Source organism: Desulfococcus multivorans, from assembly GCF_001854245.1.
Classification (GTDB): domain Bacteria; phylum Desulfobacterota; class Desulfobacteria; order Desulfobacterales; family Desulfococcaceae; genus Desulfococcus; species Desulfococcus multivorans.
The window spans coordinates 1,654,248-1,670,624 of sequence record NZ_CP015381.1; the positions used below are offsets into that span (position 1 = coordinate 1,654,248).

The 16,377-nt window shown below is 56.7% G+C and carries 16 protein-coding genes; 8 read left to right on the top strand and 8 right to left on the bottom strand.

Features of this window, described 5'->3' with window-relative positions:
* Nucleotides 1-18: 18 nt before the first annotated feature.
* Complete coding sequence (locus dmul_RS07110) at nt 19-237, bottom strand: hypothetical protein (RefSeq protein WP_020876025.1); 219 nt, start codon at nt 235-237, stop codon at nt 19-21.
* A 749-nt stretch (nt 238-986) separates the two neighbouring features.
* Between dmul_RS07110 and dmul_RS07120 the strand changes: the two genes are divergently transcribed.
* Complete coding sequence (locus dmul_RS07120; RefSeq protein ID WP_020876024.1) at nt 987-3,878, top strand: AMP-binding protein; 2,892 nt, start codon at nt 987-989, stop codon at nt 3,876-3,878.
* 116 nt (nt 3,879-3,994) lie between these two features.
* On the opposite strand, the gene dmul_RS07125 is transcribed toward dmul_RS07120, so the two are convergent.
* Genes dmul_RS07125 through dmul_RS07135 form a run of 3 tightly spaced genes read right to left on the bottom strand, consistent with a single transcriptional unit; the run spans nt 3,995 to nt 8,577 of the window.
* Nucleotides 3,995-5,044, bottom strand: coding sequence for a prolipoprotein diacylglyceryl transferase family protein (locus dmul_RS07125; protein ID WP_020876023.1), 1,050 nt, complete (start codon nt 5,042-5,044; stop codon nt 3,995-3,997).
* Nucleotides 5,045-5,071: 27 nt separating this feature from the next.
* Nucleotides 5,072-6,151 carry a phosphatidylserine decarboxylase gene (locus dmul_RS07130; RefSeq protein ID WP_020876022.1) on the bottom strand — a complete coding sequence of 360 codons (1,080 nt, stop codon included), beginning with the start codon at nt 6,149-6,151 and terminating at the stop codon, nt 5,072-5,074.
* Nucleotides 6,148-8,577: a hypothetical protein gene (locus dmul_RS07135; protein ID WP_078081376.1), complete on the bottom strand. Its 2,430-nt coding sequence runs from the start codon at nt 8,575-8,577 to the stop codon at nt 6,148-6,150. Before dmul_RS07135 ends, dmul_RS07130 begins: the two co-directional genes overlap by 4 nt.
* A gap of 168 nt (nt 8,578-8,745) precedes the next feature.
* On the opposite strand from dmul_RS07135, the gene dmul_RS07140 reads away from it, so the two are divergent.
* Nucleotides 8,746-9,909 (top strand): DUF2786 domain-containing protein, encoded by a 1,164-nt coding sequence (locus dmul_RS07140; RefSeq protein ID WP_144016519.1) that lies wholly within the window; start codon nt 8,746-8,748, stop codon nt 9,907-9,909.
* 35 nt (nt 9,910-9,944) lie between these two features.
* Here the strand turns inward: dmul_RS07140 and dmul_RS07145 are convergent, their stop codons facing one another.
* Complete coding sequence (locus tag dmul_RS07145) at nt 9,945-10,487, bottom strand: methylated-DNA--[protein]-cysteine S-methyltransferase (RefSeq protein ID WP_234979167.1); 543 nt, start codon at nt 10,485-10,487, stop codon at nt 9,945-9,947.
* Nucleotides 10,488-10,748: 261 nt separating this feature from the next.
* On the opposite strand from dmul_RS07145, the gene dmul_RS07150 reads away from it, so the two are divergent.
* The gene (locus dmul_RS07150; RefSeq protein ID WP_020876018.1) at nt 10,749-11,045 is read left to right on the top strand and encodes an integration host factor subunit alpha; all 297 of its coding nucleotides are present in this window, start codon (nt 10,749-10,751) and stop codon (nt 11,043-11,045) included.
* Here the strand turns inward: dmul_RS07150 and dmul_RS20170 are convergent.
* Both dmul_RS20170 and dmul_RS07155 read right to left on the bottom strand, forming a co-directional pair.
* A complete protein-coding gene (locus tag dmul_RS20170) occupies nt 11,029-11,271 on the bottom strand; it encodes a hypothetical protein (RefSeq protein ID WP_144016520.1) in 243 nt (80 codons plus the stop codon). The two genes, dmul_RS07150 and dmul_RS20170, sit on opposite strands and share 17 nt — an antisense overlap.
* A 193-nt stretch (nt 11,272-11,464) precedes the next feature.
* A complete protein-coding gene (locus dmul_RS07155; protein WP_020876017.1) occupies nt 11,465-12,118 on the bottom strand; it encodes a lactate utilization protein in 654 nt (217 codons plus the stop codon).
* Between the two features lie 321 nt (nt 12,119-12,439).
* Between dmul_RS07155 and dmul_RS07160 the strand changes: the two genes are divergently transcribed.
* Both dmul_RS07160 and dmul_RS07165 read left to right on the top strand, forming a co-directional pair.
* On the top strand, nt 12,440-12,997 hold the full coding sequence (locus dmul_RS07160; RefSeq protein WP_020876016.1) for a lipocalin family protein: 558 nt from the start codon (nt 12,440-12,442) through the stop codon (nt 12,995-12,997).
* Nucleotides 12,998-13,126: 129 nt separating this feature from the next.
* A complete protein-coding gene (locus dmul_RS07165; protein WP_020876015.1) occupies nt 13,127-13,330 on the top strand; it encodes a tautomerase family protein in 204 nt (67 codons plus the stop codon).
* Nucleotides 13,331-13,347: 17 nt separating this feature from the next.
* On the opposite strand, the gene dmul_RS07170 is transcribed toward dmul_RS07165, so the two are convergent.
* Nucleotides 13,348-14,316: an acyltransferase gene (locus tag dmul_RS07170; protein WP_020876014.1), complete on the bottom strand. Its 969-nt coding sequence runs from the start codon at nt 14,314-14,316 to the stop codon at nt 13,348-13,350.
* A 368-nt stretch (nt 14,317-14,684) separates the two neighbouring features.
* On the opposite strand from dmul_RS07170, the gene dmul_RS07175 reads away from it, so the two are divergent.
* From dmul_RS07175 to dmul_RS07185, 3 genes are all read left to right on the top strand, one after another.
* Entirely contained in the window at nt 14,685-15,080 is a 396-nt protein-coding gene (locus dmul_RS07175; protein WP_020876013.1) for a hypothetical protein, read from the top strand.
* 143 nt (nt 15,081-15,223) lie between these two features.
* Nucleotides 15,224-15,385: a YMGG-like glycine zipper-containing protein gene (locus dmul_RS07180; RefSeq protein ID WP_159449731.1), complete on the top strand. Its 162-nt coding sequence runs from the start codon at nt 15,224-15,226 to the stop codon at nt 15,383-15,385.
* 203 nt (nt 15,386-15,588) lie between these two features.
* A complete protein-coding gene (locus dmul_RS07185; protein ID WP_020876011.1) occupies nt 15,589-16,332 on the top strand; it encodes an enoyl-CoA hydratase/isomerase family protein in 744 nt (247 codons plus the stop codon).
* The last annotated feature ends 45 nt before the right edge of the window (nt 16,333-16,377 follow it).

Here is a 16,377-nt window from a genome sequence, read left to right on the forward strand (position 1 = left end):
CTTTGTTGTCTCTATGCATCAATGGCGATGTCCGTGAACAGTATCATCTTCGGGGTGATGCGGTTCCTTGTGGGAGTGCGGGTGATCGTGGAAATTTTCACCGTGCCGATGTCCGTGGGAGTGGACGATGATCTGACCGGTCGCGTCGCAGTTGCTGCAGTTTTGAGCGCTGATTTTGCCCGTTCCCCGGCATTCGGGGCATTCCCGGGTTTGGTTGGGAGAAAGTTTCTTTTCCATAACACACTCCTTTCCGTCACGTGTGACGACGAACATTTCAGTAGAACACAATTCAATAATAAGCACCTCATAAGGATTGAGCCATAGGGTATTCGATGGATTTATGCCGAGGTGCATCATGTATTTTCATCCATCGGATCAGCATCGCCGGGACCGTTGGAATTCGGAATGAAGATGGGCGATGAAGGACTTCGACGTCATTTCGGGGAAGCGCCAATCCAGGGAATAATCGCTTTATCATGAGGATTCACAGCCAATCCTTCTCAGGGGGGCAACCGCCGTTCGCGATAGAGCACGGTTTGGCAAACGCTGTCTCTCATCCCGCTATGAATCATGCTGTTGAGGCAGTTTGAAAGGCAGCCTGTTGAATTTCGGACGATAGCGTGTCTTTCAGTCGTACTTTCAGTCGTACTTTTTTACGGAAAACGGGATTTACCCCATTGAACGGCGACGGGGGCAACACGACCGATGCACGACCGGGCGGCCTCACGGAATCCTGCTGATGGTATTCCCGCTGTTGTCGGCACGGCTGCATTTTTTGTCAACTTCCTGAAGAATGCATATATTTTTCTGCACATCATCAATAAAACGTTTCAACCTTTCTTGCAAGTTTCCGCCGTGTACGGATCGGGATCAACCTTTCGGTACTGCCGGATCAGGAGTCTCGGCCATGCTCGCAACCCGTTTCGCATCATTTCGCAGGCGCACCGATTGCGGCGGAGAAACTCCGGTGAACGAGGAAGATCAGGATGACCACACATGCAGGTCCCGCCTTTCCGGGAAAAAGAGACAAGACAGCTTCCGCCGGATCCATGCACCGGGATCGTCCCGGGACCAGCCCCGCCGGTTTGGGAACGGAAGCCGAGGCCGTCTGTCGGCTGGCCGCCCAACTGGCCGGAGAGATGGATCCCGGCCGCAAAAACCTTCGAGTCGAACTGGACAGCTCCCTGGAGCGCGATCTGGGCTTCGACAGCCTGGCCAGGATGGAGCTGCTGTCGCGACTGGAAAAAGCCTGGGGAGTGTCGCTGAGCGAAGAGGTGCTGATCGCCGCTGAAACCCTGAGAGACCTGGTCCGGGCATTGGGTCTGGGGACGGCACGGATCCAAGTCCTGGAAGACAGGCGCCGGCCTGTGTCGGAGCAGGATATCCGACGGGGAGCGATTGCCGATGAAGCCCGGACCCTGGTAGAGATGCTGCAGCTTCAGGCGGCCAGATCGCCGGATCGGTTGCACCTTCTCCTGACCTCCGGAGCGGAAGAACCCGTTGAGGTCAGTTACGGCCGACTCTTCGACGGAGCCGCCGCCGTTGCCGCCGGTCTGTGCGGACTGGGTCTCCAGCCCGGGGCCAATGTGGCGTTGATGCTGCCCACCGGACTTGATTATTTTTTCAGTTTCTTCGGCATTCTTTTGGCCGGGGCTGTTCCGGTCCCCCTTTACCCGCCCGCACGACCTTCCCAATTCGAGGACCATCTGCGCCGCCACAGGCACATTCTCAACAACTGCCAGGCCCGGATGCTGATTACTGTCGCCGAGGCCAGGCCCCTGGCGCGCTTTCTTAAAACCCAGGTGGCCTCTCTGGATCGGGTTGTCACCGCCGACGGACTGCAGGGCACAGGCGGCGCCGGCATCCTGCCGCCGGTGTTGCCCGAGGAAACCGCTTTTCTCCAGTACACCTCGGGCAGCACCGGCATCCCCAAGGGGGTTATCCTCAGTCATGCCAACCTGATGTGCAATATCAGGGCGATGGGGCGGGCGATGGAAGTCACTCCGGAAGATGTCTTTGTGAGCTGGCTGCCCCTTTACCATGACATGGGCCTGATCGGAGCCTGGCTGGGCAGCCTCTATCACGGCTGCCGGTTGGTCATCATGCCGCCCTTGTCGTTTCTGGCACATCCGGAACGATGGTTGTGGGCCATCCACCACCACCGAGGCACGCTGTCGGCCGCCCCCAACTTTGGTTACGAGCTGTGCCTGAAACGGTTCGACGAACAGCTTCTGGAGGGTCTGGATCTGAGTTCCTGGCGGCTCGCCTTCAACGGCGCCGAACCCGTCAGCCCGGAGACGATTACCCGTTTTACGCGTCGATTCGCCTGCTATGGATTCCGGTCCGAGGCGATGGCACCCGTTTACGGCCTTGCCGAGTGCACCGTCGGCCTTGCCTTTCCGCCGGTGGGACGGGGGGCTCTTATTGATCGTGTCCGCCGCGAGCCGATGATGAAGAGGGGCGAGGCGGTGCCGGCCCCAGACGACGACCCCAATCCGCTTCGTGTTGTTGCCTGCGGTCGCCCGATGGCCGGACATCAGGTACGGGTTGTCGATGGCCAGGACCGTGAGCTGCCTCAACGCCGCGAAGGCCGCCTCCAATTCTCAGGACCCTCGGCCACCAGCGGGTATTTCCGCAATCCCCGGGAGACCGCAGCCCTGTTCCACGGCGAGTGGCTCGATACCGGCGATCTGGCCTATATGGCCGAACGGGACATTTACATCACCGGCAGGGTCAAGGATATCATTATCAAGGGCGGTCGGAACATTTCCCCGTATGAGCTTGAAGAGGCCGTCGGCGATATCAACGGCATCCGAAAAGGTTGCGTTGCTGTCTTCGGCGTGGAGGATTCGGCTTCCGCCACGGAAAAATTAGTAGTGCTGGCGGAGAGCCGCGATCAGGCCGCCGACGTATTGGCTGGTCTCAAGAAGCGGATCGTAAACGCGGCGGTCGATATCCTGGGCATGCCCCCGGACGAGGTGATTTTGGTCCCGCCCGGCACCGTCCTTAAGACCTCCAGTGGAAAGATCCGCAGGGCTGCGAGCCGGGAGCTCTACAAGAAGGGCCGTATCGAGCAGGGGCCCCGGGCTGTGTGGTGGCAGCTGGCTCGCCTGACCGCCGGCGGAATCCTGCGGCAAGCCGGCCGGTGGATGCGGCAGGCGGCCTCAACCGGCTATGCCGGTTATTGCTGGCTGCTCTTTATGGTGCTGGGAGCGTTGGCGGCCCCTCTCGTATTCTTGTTGCCGTGGCGCGGCGGACGCCGGCGCGTAGCCCGGACGGTGGCCCGGCTGCTGGCCCGCCTCACCGGCACGCCCATCGTGGTCCGCGGTCTGGAGCATCTGCAGACGGAAGAGCCGCTGATTCTGGTCGCGAATCATCAGAGCTATATGGACAGCATAGTGCTGATAGCGGCGCTGCCGATGCGATTTGGTTTTGTCGCCAAGGCCGAGTTGGCCGAAAACGTCGTTTTACGTCGGGTTCTGACCCGCCTCGATGTGGTCTTTGTAGAGCGGTTCGACAGTCGCCAGGCCATAGAGGATGTCCGAAGGATCGAGAAGCTTGCCGCTGCCGGACAGTCGCTTCTGTTCTTCCCCGAGGGCACCTTCCGACGGATGCCCGGGCTGCTGCCGTTTCATATGGGTGCGTTTCTGATCGCTGCGGATAACAATCTGGCGGTGGTGCCCATCGCCATCCGGGGGACGCGGTCTAAATTGCTCCCCGAAACGTGGTTTCCGCGGCGGGGCCCGGTGCATATCTTTATCGGTCGTCCTCTCCGAGGAGAGGGACCGGGTTGGGCGTCGGCCCTCGATCTGCGCGAAGCGGCACGACGGCAGATCCTGCTTCACTGCGGCGAGCCGGATCAGGGTGGGGATGCATAACGGGGCAAGCGGATGATGGCGTCTGTTTTCAAGATCACTTCATTCGATTTTCAAGCCGAAATCAATTTTGGCCATGCCGGATATCCGTTCTGGAATGATCGGAACCATGACGTCCTTTAAATCCGCTCTCGGATTACATGAAACGACAAGTGGGATTCCGTGACCTTGCTGCGGCCGGTGTAGAGGAAAACGGTCATCCACAAGACCTGCAGGGCCAGGATCACGGCGGGGTGCCAAAGGCATTTCATGCCCTGAAGCACCTCCGGCGCTACAACGACGGTTTCGGAGCAGCGGAAGGCGATGACGGCGGCATAAGCAACGGCCCCAAGGGCCATGACCTGGTAGGTGGAGAATTTCCGTCTTCCGCGGTAGTCGGCCCGGAAGACTTCGGAGACAGAACGCCAGACCTGGGTGATGACCAGGCTCTCGAAGAAGGCCGTGGTGGGAAAGCCTTTGAGGAACAGGTAGATGCCGGCGATGCCCGCGCTGCAGTAAATCACGGCGGTGACGGCCTGGATGGGGACGACCGGCACGCCGTCCCACCCGTCGGCGTAGGCGATCTTCTTGGTTTTGCCCGAGAACACAAAGCGCTTCCTGGAAAAAAAGCGCTGGATGAGGGGATGGCAGGCCTTGAGCGGCTTGCCGTAGCAGCAGCCGAAACTGATGCAGGCGAGTCGGCCGACGCCTTCGCCAAAGGCATAGCTCACGGTAAGCGCTGCCATGAAGATCATGATGTCGATGGGGGTCTGGACCCAGGGCCGAAGTGCCAGGTTGGCCCCCGCAACCAGCCACGGGGCGATGAGAATACCCACGAAGGATGCGCCGCCAATGGTGAAGGTGTAGCGTTTTTTTTCGACGATCCCGGCGACGGTCCGGGAGGCGGGGATGCAGACCCCCAGGAGTGTCGCTGTGACGGCAAGGACGGCCACGAGGGGCGCGCCCACGGATCCCATCAGAATGATGAAGATCACGACGGACAGCCCGTAGGCATTGGCGTTAAAGAGGCCGTAAAAGGTCAGGTTCTCCCCCTGCCAGCCGCCGGCGTGCTTGAGGCGGGGGAGGACGGCCAGGATCTGCCATCGCTCCGAAGGCAGCGTTTTGAAGCCCCACGAAAAGACCAGGGTCAACAGCAGGGTCAATCCCAAAATAAACAGTTCATCGGTCATCTGACGTCTCTCCTCTGACACCTTTGATCAGGTTAAAGCAATGCGGGCCTTCCCCGCGGTATTTCGGACAGGTCGACGAACCGCTCCGATTGTTGCCGGCTTCCGCCGGCCGATCTCCTGGCGCACCCGGACCTCCGTCTCTACCAGAGGCCTGCCGAACCCCTCGGAGAAACGGGTCTGCACTCCCTGACGGTGGAGGTTTTCAAGGATGTCCTCGGAAAAGACAATTCGCGCCGGCTCGAAAACGAGCACGTCGGTGGAACTGCCGGGCCGATAGAGGCTCTTCGGCATGCCCTTTTTCAAAAACATCCCCGGTGCCACGTTCCGGGGAGCATCATACCGCGTGTCGCTATAACATTGTACAATATCGCCGATCATGAGGGCCGCCACCTCGATCATGGCTGCCAACCCCACCCGGCTGCCGCCGGGCACGTCAGTGTCGATGACGGTGACAATCCGGCGGTTTTTGGAAAAGGATGCACTGGTGGCCATGAGCGCCCCAGGGTTGCATGGGTGATAGTCACCCGCGATTTCGTATATATCGACGACGCGTCCGGCTACCGGGGTGTGATTGTAGTGATACTTGTCGGGGGTCAGCCGGAAAACGGCCACATCGCCGCCTCTGAAGGCCGATAACCAGATCGGCTTGTGAGGACTGATGAGCTCTTCGTAGTCGAAGAACTTCTCCTTGATGAAGAGTTGGGAGGTTCTCGAAAAAGAGCCCACCAACACCCGGGCGTCGGCGGGCGAAACCACGACGTCGGGATTGTCCGGCATGGGCCGCGTTTCCCAGTAGCGGATCTTCCGCTCGAAAATTTTTCGGGCTGTGTCAATTTCATGGGGCGGATCAAGGCATTCAGTCAGATCGATTCCCAGCTCCCTGTGGAATCGCCCGGCACGGGCGATACGGCTGCCAATGGCGGCATCATAGGTGTTCCACGCCAAAAGACGCGATATCCTGGCTGAAATCAAAAGGTTGAAAAGGCGGGACGGCCGCTCCCGCTCGGCGGCGTAAAGGGCGTTTACCAGCCGATCGGCATACAGGGTTTCGGTCTCTACCCGTCCCGTGGATCGTTCGATATATTGATGAGGGGTCAAGGCGGTCATGGGGTTTCGATCTCCCTGTTCTGCTGGATGTCGTGATGGATGCTCAGGATAATGAGCTGGATCAGCTGATGCAGGGACCGATCGTCGATTTCCTCCGTGACGATCCCGCGTCGGATTTTCTGGAAGAATTCCCAGGCGCCCTGATGGCCCAAGCCCAGGATGCCGGCAAGCGCCTCGCGAAAGACGCCGCGTTTCAAAGCCGCCCAGGCATCCAGCTTGATGAAATTCTGTTCGAGAAAATCGATGGACTCCATCATGTGGCGTTTTCTCAGGGTTTCCCGATAGTATTGCTCCGAGGCCGTGTTGAAGACATCGGCCGGGAGCTTCATGGGATGGTCGACATTAACCTCCTCCAGGATAGACCGGGTCAACCGGTCGGCTGCGGCATGGGTTTCGGGGGCCTCGATCCGGTCGGAAAGATCCGCCAGGATCTCCGAGAGTCCCATCATCTCCACCAGGTCGGCGGCATCGGTCCGAAGGATGTCGACGAGGGCTTTTCGGAACTCGAGGTTGTAGACCCGAATGAAGCCCTGGTAACGATGGCTGGGACGGGTATGGCGGACCCGCTGCAGGATCAGATGCATGAACGCATTAGGGGTGTCCTTTCGGATGAAAAAGGTCGGAATGCCGATGGCGCTGCCGAAGAAGATCTGCCGTCGCTCGCTCTCAACGAAAGGTTCGTCCGGGATGTGGGCGTGGGTGATTTTACCGCTGATGATGTATTTGAAGGCCAGTGCGGTGACCAGGTTCTGCAGGGCGGCCGCCGGAGCCATGTCTCCGCCGATGGATTCGAAAAGGCTGTAGTAGCGGCCTTCGAAGCCCGAAAATCCCATGACGGCATACTCCCGGAGGCGATAAGGCAGGTACATGGGCATCTCTGCATCGAAGATCCCGAACTCGACGAGATCCTGCTTGAGGCGAACGTCATTTCCCACCTCGCCGTTCAGGGCAGGACTTCGATCGGTACTCATGAGAGCGACGAAATAATCGAGCAGTCTGTAGTCCCGTACGAAATCCCCCCTCAGGCCGAAAATCCGGCTGAACTGCCGGTCTATCCATTTGGGGCCGAAGGGCGTGATCGGCTGTCCCAGCACCTTGAGCCGGGCTTTTTTCTTCCAGCGGCGCCAGATCATCCGGAGGTGAGTGAAATCGAGCTCGTGGGGTAGGAAACCCAAGGCCTTTTCCGGATGGAAGTCGCTGAAATCCAGCCGATAGGGTGCGGCGCTGTACGTGCCGACAAAAAGCGGCAAAAAATGCTCGGCAATCTTGATGGCCAGGTCTCCCAGGATCTTTTCGTCCCAGGCGTCAAAACCAGACGCCGGATCTTTCATCAGGCGCGTGAGCTTTCGGCTCCCCAGGCTGATGTGGGTGCCGTTGTTGGCCAGGCTGACATTGGAGAGAGAGGGCAGAACCACCAGGTCCCGGGTGATGATGCCGGCCTCTTTCAGTCGAGCAATGCCGTTCAGCTGACTTCGGGAGAGGACCTTGTGGCAGAGCTGCATGTACCGGTGTTTGTTTTCACCACGGCGCCATCCCGAGAGGCAAGGGCTCATATACAACTCCCGGTAGAAGGTGTCGGATATCAGTTCGTTCAGCCGCTTCTGGCGGGCGTGGGTATGAGGAGCGAAATAGACCATGGCGCGCTGGCCGCCGGCAAGAAGGCCGAATTTCCGATTGGCATAGAGGATGAGGAGCTGGCTCAGCAGATAGCGTTTTGCGGTTTCCCGGGCAATGCCTTCCCCCGGTGCTGTGTTCCGGGCCGACAGGACCGGATGGAAGGAGGTGGTCTCCGGCGAGGTGTTGTCGTTGATAAAATGATCCATGAGACCTTCGCCTACGCTTCGGATGACCGCATGGGTGCCCGGGCCGTCGGCCAGGGCGTCGGCCAACGCGAGCTTGATCAGATAGCTGACGGGAATGCGGATGTAGGTTTCGCCGTTCCGGGTGACGGTGAACCGATCGGCATCCCGGCGTCGGGGGCCTTCAGGACGGTGCCGGTCGGCGGCAAGGTCACGGGCGAAAACACTTCGGGAGTAATCGTTAAGGGCGGAATGGTGGAACCGGACCCAACTGTTTTCCCAGATGCCGTTCGTATTGTCGTTGATGAAGTTCTCGAGGTCGGCAATACTGCGCCGGGGCGATTCTCCCGTGCCTGTCCGTTTCATGAGGTTCTGATAATAGTTGGACTGCTGGATGATGATAGGCAAGTCCACATGTTCGGAGGCACCGGTCACCACGGCCTGAAGTTCGTTTTCAGCCCCGAAGGTGGTGTCGCCGGCCCCAAAAGGAAGGGCCTGAGCAAAGACCTCGGGCGGGCTTCCCGGGCGAGCGCCCAGGAGGTCCTGAATTCGCGATAGCGCTTCCGTGAGCAATGGCTCAGGCCCGGCGTTATTTCTTTCTGCAAAAAGGGGGCTTAAGGTTCCCAAAAGGTTCTCCTTGATCAAGGGGTTATTTTCCTTTATAGACGTTCGTCAAATACGGCAGGGCTTCATCACCCGACCTTTATGTCAGGCAGGAGTGTATACCGGACAAAGGTTAGGCCGATGCAAAAAAGACATTAAAAATCGATTAAATCAGAAGGATATTAAATGGGCATGGGGAGTGTCGCAGGTGTGGACGGAGGGGCCGGTGGGCTTTCGGCGGCCCTTGAGCGAAGCATCCTCCACGGTCTGGCCTGCGAATGGGAGTGCGCCTCCTGGGGGCTGGCGGAAATATACCGAAACCGATTGAAAAAACCCCTGTTTCGGCTTGAAACCCTGACAAGCCGGCTGGGCTATTGGTCTGAAACCCACGGAGAGATCGTTCTGGGCAGAGATCTTGTTTTGAACCATCCGTGGGACAGCGTCCGGGAAGTCCTACACCACGAAATGGCCCACCAGTTGGCCGGTCAGGCTCTGTATCCGAACCCCGCCGAACCGCCCCACGGGCCGACCTTTCAGGAGGCATGTCGACTGCTTCGCGCAAACCCCAAGGCTTCCGGGCGTTACGAGACGCTTCATGAACGTCTTGCGCGGGATACCCTTAACGCGGAGGACAGGATTCTTCTCCGTGTTCAGAAGCTCATGGCGCTGGCCGGCAGTCACAACCGGCACGAAGCCGAGGCCGCAATGTTCAAAGCCCATGAGCTGATGCGAAAGCACCATATTGATCAACTCACCCGGAAAACGCAAAGGGACTTCGTGAGCATCTTCATCGGTGCTCCGGCCCTTCGCCATTTCAGGGAATCCTATGAGCTGGCCTTTTTGCTTCAGGAATTCTATTTTGTTCAAGGACTCTGGGTCCCGGCCTATGTCGTGGAAAAGGAAAAGATGGGGCGGGTACTGGAGATCAGCGGCACGCTCCGGAATGTTCGGATCGCCGGTTATGTCTACGATTACGTGTGTCGTTTCATCGACTGCGAATGGGATTCGTATCGGCGGCAAAACAGGATAACCCGGGGGCGTTGCCGAAAGACCGATTTTGCCGTGGGGGTGGTTCGGGGCTTTAAATCCAAACTGGCATCTCGACAAAACGGCGAGAGTCAAGCGGCGACATCCCATGCGTTGGTCGAGCTGAAGGATTGCCGACTGGATGCCTATATGCGGTATCGATATCCTTCGGTGCGAAAGATCCACAAAAACCCCGTCCGGCGGGAGATGTCCGTTCTCGAGGACGGTATCCGCCGCGGCGAACGCCTGGTGATCGCCGAGGGAATCACCGATAAGGACGGTGACCTCGACAAACGCCTCTCGCACCACAGTATCCCTGGAAAAGGGTGACGATATCGCCCGACAGGTTGGGGGGCGTAGAGACCTTATGCCCGGTTTTGTCCCTTCAGATAGGCCTTCTCCAGATTCAAAAGGCTTTCCTTGACGGTGATGCCCCCGCCAAATCCCACCAGTCGACCGTCGGCCCCGATCACCCGGTGGCAGGGAATGACAATGGGCAGGGGGTTTCGATGGTTGGCGCCGCCTACGGCCCTGGAGGCTCTGGGGTTGTCGATGCGGCGGGCAATGTCGCCATAGGAGGCCGTTCTGCCGTAAGGAATTTCCCGGAGTGCCTGCCAAACTTTCAATTGAAAAGGCGTTCCCTCAAGATGGATATCCAGGGAAAATGTTTTCAACTCACCCGAGAAATAGGCGGAGAGCTGACGAATGGCCTCTCTGAAGGGGGATTCTGCCTGTTTGCTCCCGAGGTGGGGAATCGGGGGTGGGGATGCGTCAAAGTGAATGAAATGCAAGCGATCGTCGTATCCCTCCAGCAGAAGCCCACCCACCGGGCTGTCCATGATCCAGTGGTACATCATGATGTGCTTCCCTTTTGGATCGTCAAAAAAGTTGTTGTTTCTTTTTTTCAATACCACCCTCCGTCCGGAAGCGCAATCGAGAATCCATGCGCGTGAACTACAGGTCTCGATCCTGAGAATTTCCAGGCTGCCCCTCAAATAGCCCGATTTAGCCTTTGACAAAAAGAATCTATGTAAGTATAAGTTATTTTAAATAAACATAAACGGCACTCGAATCAGTTGCGTACTGCATTCTCTGCATATGTCAAATTCAGGCACGATGCAGATGTTGAAACTAACAGGCAACCTAACCATTTGGAGAAGACGGAAGTTATGACACTCACAAAGGCCACGATCATCGAAAAACTTCAGGAAGAATTAGGCTCTGCCGGTTTTACCAAAAGCAAAAGTTCGGAAGTGGTGGAGACGCTGCTCACGATCATGAAAGATACCATGGAAAAAGGGGAAGACATTCTGATTTCGGGTTTCGGGAAGTTTCAGGTCAGAGAGAAAGCCCAGCGAAAGGGGCGGAATCCGGCGACCGGAGACGCCATGATGTTGGCGCCCAGGCGGGTGGTCACCTTCAAATGTTCCGGGCGATTGAGGGAACGGATCAACGGCGGGGAATAGCATCTTGTTCAGATGGATGTCGGCCCGATCCGAGATCATCAAAGAGAGCCGGCTGATGCCGGCTTTCTTTGTTTTGCAATGGTGATGGTGACACCGAGGAACGATCAAAAGTCGGCAGGGTGGGCGTCATGAGGATACATCCTGTCGTCAGGGGCAGGCGACACTGGTCGGTAATACCTGAGATAGGTTTGGGGATGTGGGGAAAGTAAATCTTGAGCTGCAGCATTGGCCGTCCCGAAAAAAAACACGATCGTTTCGGAAAATCAAATGTAAGCTGTTTCTGCATTTTTACGGGAAATCTTTCACCTTAAAAATGGCGCCGGACAGGCATCTGTCGCGTGCCGGTCCTTGAACTGATGACGACGGCGCAGTGACGCAATCACTTTTCCGGGAGACAGATCGGCGCACATGCACGCCGTTTACAGCCCCAAATCCTCATTGATCAGAATGATCTTGACACGGCCTTTAGGGAAGGATTTTTCCGTGATGGTCCAGGTGTTGCAGATGCGGCTGGAACTCTTGCAGTCCTCGCACCGTCCGGTTTTGACGCAGGGCGTCTTCATGTCGAGTCGCATGGCATTGATGGGTGCAACATAATTTTTGATACGGAGCATAGCCTCTTCGACGTCGGGCACGATTTTATTCCGTCCGACGAGAACCACCACCTCTTTGGGGCCGAAGGTAAGACCGCCGATACGGTTGCCGATCATATCGAGATTGACGAGTTGTCCGTCTTCCGTCACGGCGTTGGTTCCCGTGAAAAAGAGATCCACCAGCAGCGAGTGGCGCCTGCGCTCTATTTTTTCAGCGTGAGGTACATCCTTGTCCGTGGTGTCGATGATGGTGATCTCCCGAGTGTCAACGATCGCTTCATAGATTCCCGAAGCCGTGAAGGTCATGGAGCCGCCCCAGGAGATGGAGGTCGGCTTTGATTTGGGCAGGATGTCTTCCATGACGATGTTCCTGGCGCCTTCAAGGTTTGAAGCTGTGAAGACTTCGAAATGATTGGCCTCCAGGGCTTCCTTTACATCACCGATGCGAATCTCCCAGAAATTCTGAATGGGTTGGTCCATGGGGAGCCTCCTTACGATTCTTAACCATTATAAATAGTTGTTCCGAAGATCAACGGTGCTTCACAGTTGCCGACGGCGATGCCGTCTGCGTCTTGTACCGGTTTGGGATCTGCGTGCGCAGGGATCCTCTCTGCAACCGCATAAGATTATAGGTCATCTGACGGCGGGGTACAAGAAGAATTCGCCCTGAACTATAACAGGGTATGAGAATGCTTGAAAAGGTGTCGATCCTGGCGTATGTTTTGCTGAAATGAAAATCGATGTCGGCACTGATTCCGGATGATGATTTTCGGGCAAAAACAATACGGAAAGAGGAGCGCTTTGAAAAGAAAGTGCGGCGGGACTGAAACATGGATTAAATGCGGAGCGGCCGTGGTTTTGGGGCTCCTTTTGGGATGTGTGGGGCCGCCCGAGGAGATTCGGCCGGTGAAGGCGTTCGATGCTGAACGATACCTGGGCGTCTGGTACGAGATCGCCCGGCTGGATCATTGGTTCGAGCGGAATCTGACGGACGTGTCCGCCACCTACAGCCTTAGGAACGACGGCGGCATTGATGTTCTGAACCGCGGATTCGATGTGTCCTCCCAAAAATGGAAAATTGCTCGGGGCAGAGCCTATGCTGTCGGGGACAACGACGAGGGCAGTTTCAAAGTTTCCTTTTTCGGGCCGTTTTACGGCGGTTATCACGTTATTGATCTGGACCGATATACATATGAATATGCATTGGTCTGCGGATCGAACCGGTCTTATCTCTGGATATTGGCCCGTAACCCGCAGCTTCCCGAGGAGAAAACCGCTCACTTGATCGAAACGGCGAAATCCATGGGGTTTGACACCAGCGGGCTGATTTTTGTCGCTCACAAACACCGCGAATCCTGACGTCCCCCGGACGTTCATGGATCCAACTCAACTGTCGACTTTCATAGGCCGTATCCTCCCGGCACCACTATCCGGTCACCATCATGAAAGTCGACAGTTGAAGATCCAACCTGCAGAAAGAGGCGTTTCATGCCGTACGTGAATATCAAGGTGACGCGAGAAGAGGTTACCGCGGAACAGAAGGCTGGACTGATCAAAGGGGTTACAACGCTGTTGACGGAGATCCTGGGAAAAAACCCCGAGACGACCGTCGTTGTGATCGAGGAGATCGATACCGACAACTGGGGCATCGGCGGAGAGCCTGTCACGGTCCGGCGCCGCCGAGGGCAATAGCGATTGCGACAATTCCCCTACATCTTGTTCAGACTGGGAAACGGGCTGCACGTCGGCATGGGGCCAAGGGCCCCGGCCTCGACGCCTTGGGCAGGGGGCAGGGCAAGCAATTCCTCTATGCATAGGTCCTTCTGCGCCCAGAGTGCGTTGACCCAGGTCTGAAAGGCTTTTTGGTAGCTCTCGTCGTTGAAGTAGTCGCCGCGCATTTCAGGCGTTATGGTCAAGGTTCTGACATGGATCCGGACATCGGTGACCTTGCCACAAACAAAATCCCAGAAGCTCCTTGCCCCATCGGGATAAGCGATGGTCACGTCGATGAGGCTGTCGAGACATTCCCCCATGGCACCGATCACGAAGGCGATACCCCCGGCCCTGGGCTTCAAGAGGTTGCAATAAGGCGATTTCTGCTGTTCGTGCTTTCGCGTGGTGAAGCGGGTTCCCTCGACAAAATTCATGACGGAGACCGGAATCGTCTTGAACTTTTCGCATGCTTTACGGGTAACCGCGAGATCCCGTCCTTTGAGATGGGGATGCTTTTCCAGAAAACTTTGCGTGTAGCGTTTCATAAAGGGGAAGTCGAGGGCCCACCAGGCCAGGCCCATGACGGGAAACCAGAAGAGTTCTTTTTTAAGGAAAAATTTAAGAAACGGGATCCGTCGATGGAAAATCCGCTGGAGGATCAGGATATCGATCCACGTCTGGTGGTTGGAAACCACGAGGTACCAACTTTGGGCACGGAGATTCTCCATTCCGAAGACCTGGAGTGATATGTCGGCGAATATCTTCTGGTTGAGGTTGTTGAGCGCGATCCAACTGTTGGCGCATGCGTTTAAAATATGATCGCACCCTTTTCGGAAGGCCGCCTGGGGGACGGCCCACTTCAGAAAAGCCGTGAAAAAGATCGGGATGACCCAGAACAGGGTGTTCAAGGCATAGCAGCAAAGAGAAGCGACACCTTTGAAGTCGGCAAAAAGTGTGTTGGTCATAAGTTCCTTGTCACTATTCAGTTTAACTCAACTTTCGACTTTTATGATAGTGGCCGGCACCGGACTATGAAAGTCGAAAGTTGAGGGTTTAAGTTGAGCGTTGCGGAGAATATAGCGGTACATCATTTATATTGGCAAGATTTTCAACACAATTTACAAAATTTTTACAAGTATGGATGCTGCATTCCGCGTCATGGACGTGGAATGCGCGGAACAGGAAGGTCTGGACTCCTGCTGCGGATGTGGTTAATTTAAGTTGAAACGACCGCAATTGTTCAGATCGTAGGGAATTCCAACCATCAAGCAGGGGCCCGTTTCAAAAGAACGGGGGCGACGATGCTGCAAATCCAGCGTATGAGGAGGTGTCTATGAGAATCAGTCGGATGGTATGGATCGTTTTGGCCGTAGCCATGGGGATTGTTATCGCCGCACCGGTGGGCGCGGGTGAGGCGAAACTGCTGACAGGGGATGTCTGGCAGAAGATGTCAAAGGACGAAAAGGTAGCATTTATCTGGGGGGCGGGTCAGGTCGTGACCATCGAACAGGCCATTATGGATAAACTGCCGGAGATGAGACAGGAAACCTTTTCGGCAAAGGTGGTCGAAGGGATGGCGGATACCGATATGAATCAGGTCGTGACGACCATAGACGGATTTTACGCCGCCAATCCGGACAAACTGGATACGGCGGTTTTCCGAGTGATCTGGGATGAAATGATCAGGCCCAATATCAGGACCGGAATCGGAGGGCGTCCCCTGCAATAGGCAGAGCGTGAGCCGAAAGCGATTATCTCGGGATGATCGTCGGATTTAAACGACGGACCATTAAACCAAAGGAGGCAACCATGAGATGCATGAAATATGTTTCAATAGTCTTACTTGCGGCTTTCATACTCGGTTGCGCTGGAATGAGCCAGACTCAGCAGCGAACTGTGAGCGGCGGATTGATGGGTGCCGCAGCCGGCGCGGGTGTCGCGGCCATTGCCGGCGGTGAAGCGGGCGTTGGCGCCCTGGTCGGCGCGGGGGCGGGTGCCCTGGGAGGTTACATGCTCGGTGAAAGCCGCAAATAGTCCGCGGCAGTCATCCCCGTTCCGCCTTCTCCGGCCTATCGGCCGTCCGGCGTGCGGCGCAATGAGAAGCGAAAGCGATTGACATCGATCATCCATGGTATAAAATTAGATAGTTTTCAAGTTCGGTTTATCGGGGATCGGATCGACACGGTCCGGTGCGCTGCTTGCGGCGGCGGATCATTATGTTGAAAAGGAGGGCTGTGGTGCAGAAAGTCGTGATAGAAGGCCAAGGGGAGATCGCACTGCTGAGATTGAACGGGGGGGTTACCAATGCCCTCAATCCGGAGCTTGTAGAAGATCTCGGGGAAGCGCTTCGAACCGTCGAGCGAAGGTTCCGCGGGTTGGTGCTGGCCGGAGGAGAGAAATTCTTTTCCATGGGGTTGGATCTTCCGACCCTGATCCCGATGGAACGGGATGAATTTACCGAGTTTTACGTTGCGTTCAATCGAGTTGTGTTGGCTCTTTTCACGCTTCCCATGCCCACCTGCTGCGCCATCGCCGGACATGCGGTCGCCGGGGGAACCATTATCGCCCTGGGCTGTGATTACCGTTTTGCCGTCTCTGAGAAAAAGCTCGGCCTGAATGAGATTCGGTTGGGCGTGCCCGTTCCCTATCTGGCCGACCTGATTCTGAGGCAGATTGTCGGGGACCGTCAGGCCACGGAGATGATCTACGGCGGAGATTTTCTGGCGGCAACCGACGCGGCCCGATTCGGACTCGTGGATGCATTGCACGCTCGGGAAACCCTGGATGCCCGGGCCGTCGAAAAGGTTACGGCCATTGCGTCCCATCCCCACAAGGCTTTTATCGAGATCAAGAAGAACCGGGTGGAATCCATTCGTGACCGATATGAGCAGTGTCACATCGCCAAAAACAATGCCTTTATCGATTGCTGGTTCAGTGACCCGGTTCGACGGTTGCTCGATGCGGCGGCTCAAAAATTTTAGAAAAAGGCTGAAGACCGGAGATGCACCAAAGGGAGAATTTTGAGT

Coding starts and splice junctions, on each gene's coding strand:
- dmul_RS07165 (WP_020876015.1), top strand. CDS start 13,127: ATGCCGTACGTGAATATCAAGGTGACGCGAGAAGAGGTTACCGCGGAA.
- dmul_RS07150 (WP_020876018.1), top strand. CDS start 10,749: ATGACACTCACAAAGGCCACGATCATCGAAAAACTTCAGGAAGAATTA.
- dmul_RS07180 (WP_159449731.1), top strand. CDS start 15,224: ATGAGCCAGACTCAGCAGCGAACTGTGAGCGGCGGATTGATGGGTGCC.
- dmul_RS07125 (WP_020876023.1), bottom strand. CDS start 5,044: ATGACCGATGAACTGTTTATTTTGGGATTGACCCTGCTGTTGACCCTG.
- dmul_RS20170 (WP_144016520.1), bottom strand. CDS start 11,271: ATGCTGCAGCTCAAGATTTACTTTCCCCACATCCCCAAACCTATCTCA.
- dmul_RS07175 (WP_020876013.1), top strand. CDS start 14,685: ATGAGAATCAGTCGGATGGTATGGATCGTTTTGGCCGTAGCCATGGGG.
- dmul_RS07155 (WP_020876017.1), bottom strand. CDS start 12,118: ATGGACCAACCCATTCAGAATTTCTGGGAGATTCGCATCGGTGATGTA.
- dmul_RS07170 (WP_020876014.1), bottom strand. CDS start 14,316: ATGACCAACACACTTTTTGCCGACTTCAAAGGTGTCGCTTCTCTTTGC.
- dmul_RS07140 (WP_144016519.1), top strand. CDS start 8,746: ATGGGGAGTGTCGCAGGTGTGGACGGAGGGGCCGGTGGGCTTTCGGCG.
- dmul_RS07130 (WP_020876022.1), bottom strand. CDS start 6,151: ATGACCGCCTTGACCCCTCATCAATATATCGAACGATCCACGGGACGG.
- dmul_RS07110 (WP_020876025.1), bottom strand. CDS start 237: ATGGAAAAGAAACTTTCTCCCAACCAAACCCGGGAATGCCCCGAATGC.
- dmul_RS07120 (WP_020876024.1), top strand. CDS start 987: ATGACCACACATGCAGGTCCCGCCTTTCCGGGAAAAAGAGACAAGACA.